At 35.4% G+C, this 8,937-nt stretch carries 6 protein-coding genes; all 6 read left to right on the top strand.

Translation table 11 applies throughout. From position 1 onward, the window contains the following. The first annotated feature begins 71 nt into the window (after positions 1–71). Positions 72–3,191: a trypsin-like peptidase domain-containing protein gene (locus tag BW716_RS33680; RefSeq protein ID WP_083730448.1), complete on the top strand. Its 3,120-nt coding sequence runs from the start codon at positions 72–74 to the stop codon at positions 3,189–3,191. A 218-nt stretch (positions 3,192–3,409) separates the two neighbouring features. Next, the gene (locus BW716_RS33675) at positions 3,410–4,030 is read left to right on the top strand and encodes a DUF5710 domain-containing protein (protein ID WP_083730447.1); all 621 of its coding nucleotides are present in this window, start codon (positions 3,410–3,412) and stop codon (positions 4,028–4,030) included. 465 nt (positions 4,031–4,495) lie between these two features. After that, complete coding sequence (locus BW716_RS33670) at positions 4,496–5,569, top strand: ComEC/Rec2 family competence protein (RefSeq protein WP_083730446.1); 1,074 nt, start codon at positions 4,496–4,498, stop codon at positions 5,567–5,569. After that, on the top strand, positions 5,562–6,908 hold the full coding sequence (locus BW716_RS33665) for an ABC-three component system protein (protein WP_083730445.1): 1,347 nt from the start codon (positions 5,562–5,564) through the stop codon (positions 6,906–6,908). Before BW716_RS33670 ends, BW716_RS33665 begins: the two co-directional genes overlap by 8 nt. Continuing rightward, positions 6,889–7,425 carry an ABC-three component system middle component 1 gene (locus BW716_RS33660; protein WP_083730444.1) on the top strand — a complete coding sequence of 179 codons (537 nt, stop codon included), beginning with the start codon at positions 6,889–6,891 and terminating at the stop codon, positions 7,423–7,425. Before BW716_RS33665 ends, BW716_RS33660 begins: the two co-directional genes overlap by 20 nt. After that, the coding region (locus BW716_RS33655; RefSeq protein WP_143709195.1) for an AAA family ATPase at positions 7,406–8,937 on the top strand (1,532 nt) is incomplete at its 3' end. The genes BW716_RS33660 and BW716_RS33655, both read left to right, overlap by 20 nt.

The raw sequence follows: 8,937 nt of genomic DNA, 5'->3' as shown, positions 1-8,937 counted from the left end.
AAAGACTAAACAACTTCATTGTATAATAACCCTATATAGATAACCCATTCCCTCAACCTAAATGCAACCCTATGACTCTCCATAATGAAAGTCACATTTCACTATCCATTATTTCCATCCTTGACGCCGACAACCAGATTACAGGCTATGGTTTCTTTATTGACCCTCATGGACTGGCTATCACCTGTTATCATCTTATTTCAAACCTGCAAAATATCCGCATCCGGGATTACTATGGTCATGAATACGATGCAGTCATAAACAAGTACTATTCATCTCATCGGAATGACATAGCCGTTATCCACATCCAAAAAGACACCCCTTATTTTTTATATTTCTCACACCTGGCTGAAATTATCATAGAAGTCACCGAACCTGTACTATCTCCAGGCAAAACCACCTGGGAGTTCGAGGATCTTAGAATTGACAAATGTGATTATCTTTTACAAACAACAGGTATGCATGGCTTGCCAGTTTTAGAAAAAGACAAATTAAACGTGTGGGGTATAAAAATATCAGATCGATATTCCAGAGTGCTCCCGCTAAAGAACCCAAATAGCACGGGACAATTTGGATTGCTCAGAGAATATCTTTCAAATACATATTCGCTGAGACAATATCTTCGAAGAAATGGCGAAGTCAGAACCATTTTCAATCTACAGGTGCTCACTGCTATCAATAACCTGATCGACAAAGGCATCTATTTGCCCGAGTATTATTGCTCGCGCGATGAAGAAACCAAAATACACACATTCATTCATAGCGCAGGCCATCTTAAATTTATAATTGGCGATAATGGTGTAGGCAAAACTTCTTTATTAGCTCACGCAGCTACTCTATCCATCTCATCAGGATATGTTTTATTCTTTTCCGCCTGGCAATTCGAACTAAGACCGCATGGCCTGCGAGGAGAAATAAAAAGATTACTACAACAAAAGCTCACAGACCATCCCCAGGAAACCATCACAATTGATGACTTAATGCACACCGCCTGCAATAGTATATACAATAATCAATGTATCATATTTATAGATGGATTAAATGAAATAAGCAATCAATTCGCCGGTAAGTTTAACTCGTGGATCAAACACTCCATTGGCTGGGCAAAGAACACGAACATAAAACTGATCATCACTTCCACTACCCCCTTCTATAAGCATCCGGGTATAAGAATGGGAAGTTTCAATGTTAAAGAAACCAAAGAGGCATTCTTATTATATAACCTACCAGAAAAATTCAAAACCATCTCCAGGTTGAGTCATCCACTTGTAATCCGACTTTTACATGATATTTCTTCACAAGCTATATCGGCAGTTCCAGATGATTACCCATTAGTAGCTACCTATATTCAAAGAAAATGTGCCAGCATTGCCAGACTGACCAATATACCCTCTAATACTATCTACGACCTTCTTATTCTCTTAGCCAGTCATTCCGAAAATCACTGGTTATCATACGATATATACCAGCATATTCTAAAAGACCATCCTGACCTTGTCCCCATACTTATCCAGGAAAATCTCTTTTTCCTGTCAAACAATGGCATCAGAATAATCTTCCCCTGGATTGGAGAATTCCTGACTGGCGAATCATTCGATCTACACCTACCATGGGATCAACTAAACCCTACACAAAGGAAAGGCCTTCCCTGGCTGATCGCAAAACACTCTTTTCTAAAGCAGGACGTAACCCACGTCATGCAACAATTACTATCCTCCATCGTCAATAACCACCCTGAAAAAGAAAAAGCTGTCGATATATTAATCAACACCATACAACACCTATCCCATCCTGATAAACACTATACAACTATTGAGACATTCACCCTCCATGAACAAAACGGGTTCTTCCTTCCCCAGGAAGTAGGTCCGTTAGTCTTCCATTCGCATCTATCCTACCCCAATCAACTCAAGCTCATCAAGATAGCCTTATCCACCGAAACCATGAGTCCTCACTTCATCCATTTTTATTTCAGTTGCCATATATATGATCCTCAAAATTTATTTTTAGAACCTATTGCTCCATTCTCTACTAAACAAGCCTTACACAGATACCTGGAAATCCAACGTGACAAAACTATTGACACCATCATGCAATGGCTATATGATTACGATGGTGTGAGTGACTTACCTATGATTAACGTCATTGCATGTATCATTCTACATCAATTCTACTGCTACGGTAAGACACGCAAGACCTCCTTCAATGTCAGAGATAAACTATTTGTAAACATTAACAAGCAAGACAATACCCACCTGTCTCCTATTATAAAAGAAATCTGCTCCCTTATCGTCGCATCAAACCCAGAGTTTGAATATGATTTCTATAAATATTGTGCAGAGCTGGAATCGCATATTAATATTCTTCGAAGAAAAAGTAATTACCATTTTTATATTAAATGGCTTCCACCTGTTATGCTGGATATTATCAGGAATACAAAGACTTTCGATAAGCTGCTATCTGGAATTACATGGTTGATCCGGGTACCTGAATACACGGAAGAAATGCTTCATCAAACCCTAATCTTATTAAAAGAAAACAAATTAAATTGTAGAAATTGCGAGACCTTACTCTCCTGCATCAACATGGAGGAATATTTTGATATCATCGTACCGGAACTGATCAGTTTTATTAAAAACGGTGAAAATCGTCATTCAAGGGAAATGTGTATCGGTATGCTTTTCACTTTAAAAAACAATGAGGAGCATAATCTGGTACTTATCCAACACCTTGCATTACTTATGGACGAAGTCCCTGAGCTTGACAGAAAACTGACCCAACAGTTTGTCGCCGCGCTTGTCAAGGTGCCGTATCATTCAAAAGCATATCCAGTTCTAAATGCTCTCATCCCTAAGCTATTACTAAAGGATTTGCATATATGGTATCCAATAATGAAACATTTATGTAGGGAAGAAACATGCCCTTATACACTATTTGATAAACTCAATTGGATCCGTTGGGCATTTAACAACCTGGAATTAAGACCATTGTGTACATTAACTATACTTCTCTTAAACACAAAGGTGATGAAAGATGAAGATCAGATTATTGCGTTGATAAAGCCGGTAATATTAAGGACGTTGGAGAGTTCAGATCAGTTTTATGATGCGGTGTTGAAGAAGTGTAAGAAGAAGAATCTTGCAATATTTTATGATATACTCAATGATGAAGACTTCAAAAAATTTAAATAGGCTGTAGACTCAAAAAAAACACCCAAGGTCTTTCCATTATCTTAAAAAAGATGATCAAGAGACCCTGTCATGAATGAGAAAATAATGATCCTTATAGAGTGTCAATTTGAAGTATCAGGATGTTAATGCATATCCTGGTCGGACATTTTTTATAGCAGACCCCGCTAAACAATACCCATATTTTTATTATATTAGTTTACTGACCCAAAGACCATATTATGAGCCCCTTGTTATTAAACGTTCCATATTTTGAGAAAGACCAGGCCAAAGCTAACGGCGCCTTCTGGGAACCTACCCTCAAGACCTGGTATCTTCCCGAAGGGAAACTCCACCTCTTCCCCGCTGTCGCTAAGTGGCTACCTGAAAAGGAAGTGAATATCATTATTTCCGAGCTTATCATCGCCCACGCGCATCGGTCTTGTTGGAAATGTAGTCATGTTAATACTGTCATTGCCTTAGGCGCTCCTTCATTTTATGAAATCAATAGCGAAACCAATTCCTGTGATGTTTCCGACTTCTTCACCCTCTTCCAGGAAATCAGTACCTTATCCGCCCACCTGGCCACTTTTCTAAAACAACACTACCCCCATTTTAAACCAGGCTATTCAAAGACAACAGCCACTACAAACTGGAACAACCATTGTTCCTCCTGCAATAGTCTGCAGGGTGAATGGTTCCTTTTCCAGGAGCCTGGCGCGGCCTTTTACCCTACTACTCCATCAGAAGCTCAACACATCATTATTAAGCAACACCCGCTTGAGTATGCTGTGCTCCTGCATGCAGGTTATAGCTATGGAGATTCCCTTGACCTGATGGAAGAACATGCCCGCTGGGAATAAACAACTACCACTCAGTTATGTAAAAAATCTATTATCGTTATCAGCAGCTATCTGAAATACTGAATAGAATATTATTCCACGTAATAGTAAACTCCATAGGATAATGAAGATCCACTGGCTATACTAATAATATTATTAACAGATAACCCAGTGAGCAATGAAAATTTAAAAGATTATCACCGTATTCAACAAGAATCATGTTACTGTTTTAAAATCACATACGAATTAAAAAAATAACTCCTACTAAACAATAATCTATCACTATCTCAAATTGGGGTAGCCGTTATTGGCTGTTTAATAAAAAGTACCTAAATTGAGTATCAATAGATTGTTGTTTAATTAAAATGCAAGTTCGAGAACAATTTTCATCTCAATATCCCAGATACCATAACTGTATTACGGGGTTATTGCTCCAATAGCCATTAAGAATTCCTATACTTAAGAATATACATAATCAACCCACTTATGTTAAAAGTTAGCTTTTTAGAAGCATTAAATGGTGACTGTATACTGATCAAATTGATACCCAAAGATGCAGCCATGAAAAACATCCTAATTGATGGAGGTGTAAGTGCAACCTATATGACCAAAGGGCCAAAAGGGAAACCTGAGGATGGAGCTCTTAAGCTTCTAATTAATCAATTACGATCCGAGAATCAGAAAATCGATTTATTGATTCTAACTCACATTGATGATGATCACATTAATGGTATCCTGAGGTGGTTTGAAGACGATCCCGATGCTCACACCATGATTGGTGAAGTTTGGTTCAATTCAGGAGCTATGGTTGCAAAATATCTAGAAAAAGAAGAGAACCCAGATTTAGAAGCTCCAATAAGCCTTCCTACTGACTCCACATTTACCAGCGCAAAACAAGGCGTAAAATTTGGCCAATATATTGAGCAAAAAGGAATTTGGCGAAAAAATATTATCATTCAGGGAAGTGATATTGAATGGGAGAATGCAAAATTTGAATTTCTTTCACCCAATAACGATAAGCTTAATTATTTACTCAAATTTTGGAAAATGACAGACCCTGGCCTAAATACCAGTAGTTCAAGTGACTATCACCATTCGATCCAATACTTAATCGAAAATGACTCCTTCGAGGAAGACCAGCGGGCACCCAATGGGAGTTCTATTGCTTTTATTCTAAACTATGAAGGACGTCGTTATCTTTTTCTTGGAGATTCCCAACCTTCAGTAGTCATAGAAGGATTAAAACAACGACAAATCACTGTGCAAGCTCCACTTTTTGTTGAATTTGTAAAGCTCTCTCATCATGGAAGTAAAGGCAATACTAACAAGGAACTACTCTCTCTTATTGACAGCAATAAATATATAATTAGTACTAATGGCAACATACATGGTCATCCTGATAAACAATTATTAGCAAGGCTAATAAAAGAAAAAGCAGGTTGCCAACTTTATTTCAATTATCCACCTAGGGCACAAAAAATATTTTCAAAAGAAGATTATAATTTCCTGCCCTTCACAATTAATAATTCACAATCAGAATTTATTTTCCCTAATGATTGAAAATCAAATAATAGAACTTATTGTATGTATTAATGAGGGCAGTGGTGTTCTCTTTCAACCGTCATGTGAAGATTCCACCTATATTTTGACATGTGATCATGTTGTGAATAATCCCGATCCTGGGCAGGAAGTACCAGTTGCCAGAATTTATCTGTATAAAAAAGGTCAAAAAGAGTTAATAAAACAGGAAGAACTAAAACTAATTGAGAATAAAAATTTTTTCCGGGACACAGAAAGAGATCTTGCTATAATCAAAATATCCAAAGTAAAAGACATTCCAGATTTACTTTATGTAGATGAATTTGAAAAATTTGATGGTCAAATTTCTCTTGCTGGCTATCCAGCTATAAGAAGACGAGCTAACACAGAAATATTATCCAGCGATTTAAGGCTTGATCGTAATATTTCCCTAAATATTGAGAATTTTCAGGGGAAACGCGAGGCTGCTATTCCAGGAAATCCTTTATATAATGACATTGTAGGACAATCTGGTGGTGGTTTATTCTGTATAAATGATGGGTACCTGTCATTGTTAGGTATTCAATGTTCCGTCCCATCAAAGGAAGAAAACTTGGGGCGTATAATCTTTACTCCTATTAAGGACTTTGCCCATATCATTATATCATCAGAAGGACACTTGGAAAGTATTGAACCTTATTACATAAAACATTTTAAGTTCCTTACTGAAGAAATCTTCAAAATTTCGCCCGTAAGAAATTCTGATCATGCAATAAAGCTTATGACAAAGGTTTTAGGAGATCAAGTATTTACAATCACGGAAAACCTAACACCCCAAATAATTCTTAATAGTGTAGACAAAAATCTTTTACTGCTCCATGGACAACAACCAGATCACCTGTTAAAGAAAAAACTATGGATTCTTTGGCTAGAAGTATTGGCTATTGCCCAGTTAACTAAACCAATTGATTATCGAAAAGAATCATTTGATCAACTTTTCCAAAAGATTCGCTTTTTTTATTCTAATACAAATGAGATTTTCTTCCACAAACATCTTCGTGATTTATACGAAACCAATTATGAGAATCTTGAACCTAATGGAACTGTTATCGTAGCAAGTAATAATCAATCATTATCCGACCTTGTCTTTGATCCCACAGAAATAGTTCCCGATATATCCGACATAAGAAAAGACTTTGAATATCAGAAGCAAATTAGAATAGACGCCCCAAAGGAATTCATATTAGACAAGTATCGTTTTATTAATATTTCTGTATTTAAAGAAGAAATATTACAAAAGCATTTCAAAACATTTAATAACATGAATGTTATACAGGTATTTGAAGAATTAAAGAAAATATATGGAGAATACATTAATTGACAATCAGATGAAAGAAACGCTCAAGGTCGACTCAACATCTTTAAGAGTACAATTAGGCAGAGGCTATGCATATGCGTTTTCTATTATATTAAAAAACGAAGAGGAGTTGAAAAATATTTGGGAAACCATATCAAATTTTATCGCCATCAATTTCCAGGCAAAAATTAAAGATCAATTTAGCAAATGGAATATTTATCTATTTTTTCAGATTCAGGAAAACATAGGTGATGATTTGAAATACAAAATTGAAAATAGCACTTTTTCAAGTAGGAAAATTGTTATTGAAGGAAAAGAGTCACTTTCTACGCTCATTAGTTGTCACATTCTGAATAATGATCTAAAAATTGAAAAAGGAGTCCTTGTAATATTTGGTTCGTTTAATAGACAATCAGAACTATGGAATCTACTTGATGGAAAAGTTCTTAAAAAAAGGCATCGTATTGACGCTGCCCAAGACGTTTTTAATGAATTATTGAAACTAAAAAGAGCTACACCTGATGAAAATAAAGAGGATTGAAATATCAGCATTTAGAATTTACGATAATCCCAAAGATGGAACTTTTGACTTCTCTACTCCCGATGGAGAGGTAGCAGATTTTGTTTCTATTTATGCTCCCAATGGATTTGGGAAAACCTCATTCTATGATGCTGTAGAGTGGTGTATGACAAATAACATTCAGCGATTCTGGCAACACGAGGACATCACTGAGCAGGCAATAGATGCGCTTAATAGCAATCAAAATAATCGAAAAGTTTGGAGACACACTGATTCTACATTCGAAACCACCGTTAAGATATTTGATGAAAAAAACATACTAGTTAGAAGAGATCTAATACTTTCAAATCGTTATAAAACCGATGCCAAAAATAATACGCTCGAAAATGAGGATTTTAGAAGAGTGATTCTATCTCAAGAATGGATATCCGCATTTCTCAAAGATATTAATGGAGTTGATCGATATAAAACTTTTATGAAAAATCCAGATTTAGAGGATCTGGCAACCTATTTCAAAAATTTAAAAGTTCTATTAACAATTTGCAATGAGACTATAAATGAACATAAAAAGAAAATTGCTGTACGAAATAGAGAAATTAAAGCTAATAAACAAAGTAACCTTTTAGAACAAATTAACTCTACAATTTCTGTATTAAAATCTTTAGAACAAGAGATTCCTTCACCATCCCTAGATATGAATGAATCCCAAGTACTGAACTTTAAGAACAAAATTGCAGATGAAAAACGCCAAGTTAATCCAGCATCACTTGACAATCAAATAGCCAATATACAGGCGGCCAAAATCGGCACTGACGAAATAATCAGTATTAATAAATATTTTGATTCTATTGAATCTCGAAAAATGGAAAGTCAAAAGGTAGAAGCCTATAAGACACAAATTATTAAATTTGAAGACTTAGCAGCACTACAACGTGAACGAGATAACCTTCAGACATTAAGGGCAGAGACAAATCAGATAATTGAACAAATTAATATAATTTTAAGCGTATTCCCAGAATATCATCGTATAGATCAATTACTCTCAGAGAAAACTTCTCAGCTTCAAAATTTTGAAACTAGCCGAAATTCATTACAAAATAAGTTAGCCGATCAGCATCAGCTATTTAATAAAAATAAAAACGACATTGAGGCATTATCCAAACAAATTGAAAACCTCAAACATAATATAACGAATGCACCTGTTATTGAATTAGAAATAAATAACGAACAAGAATGGTTAGCAATTTTATATACAGGCATACTGCCTATTGAATTCTTAATTTATGAGATTTCTAATGAGTTAACTATACTTGGGTTCCAGAAGGATAATTATAAGATCGCAATTGCACAATTAAAAAATGATGAATTTGAAAAAATAAATAAAGAGATATTTCAGGAACATACTAAGCAATTAGAAGAGTTAATTAGTCTAAATAAGAAGAACCATGAACTGATTACTAAATTGGCCAATATAGAAAGCAATCTTTCAAATCTTGAATCAATGAATTCAACCTTGTGTAATCGGCAATTACA

This window comes from [Flexibacter] sp. ATCC 35208 (assembly GCF_001975825.1).
Taxonomy (GTDB): Bacteria; Bacteroidota; Bacteroidia; order Chitinophagales; family Chitinophagaceae; genus Chitinophaga.
This window is presented reverse-complemented; position numbering and strand designations above follow the sequence as displayed.

Coding starts and splice junctions, on each gene's coding strand:
- BW716_RS33680 (WP_083730448.1), top strand. CDS start 72: ATGACTCTCCATAATGAAAGTCACATTTCACTATCCATTATTTCCATC.
- BW716_RS33675 (WP_083730447.1), top strand. CDS start 3,410: ATGAGCCCCTTGTTATTAAACGTTCCATATTTTGAGAAAGACCAGGCC.
- BW716_RS33670 (WP_083730446.1), top strand. CDS start 4,496: ATGTTAAAAGTTAGCTTTTTAGAAGCATTAAATGGTGACTGTATACTG.
- BW716_RS33665 (WP_083730445.1), top strand. CDS start 5,562: ATGATTGAAAATCAAATAATAGAACTTATTGTATGTATTAATGAGGGC.
- BW716_RS33660 (WP_083730444.1), top strand. CDS start 6,889: ATGGAGAATACATTAATTGACAATCAGATGAAAGAAACGCTCAAGGTC.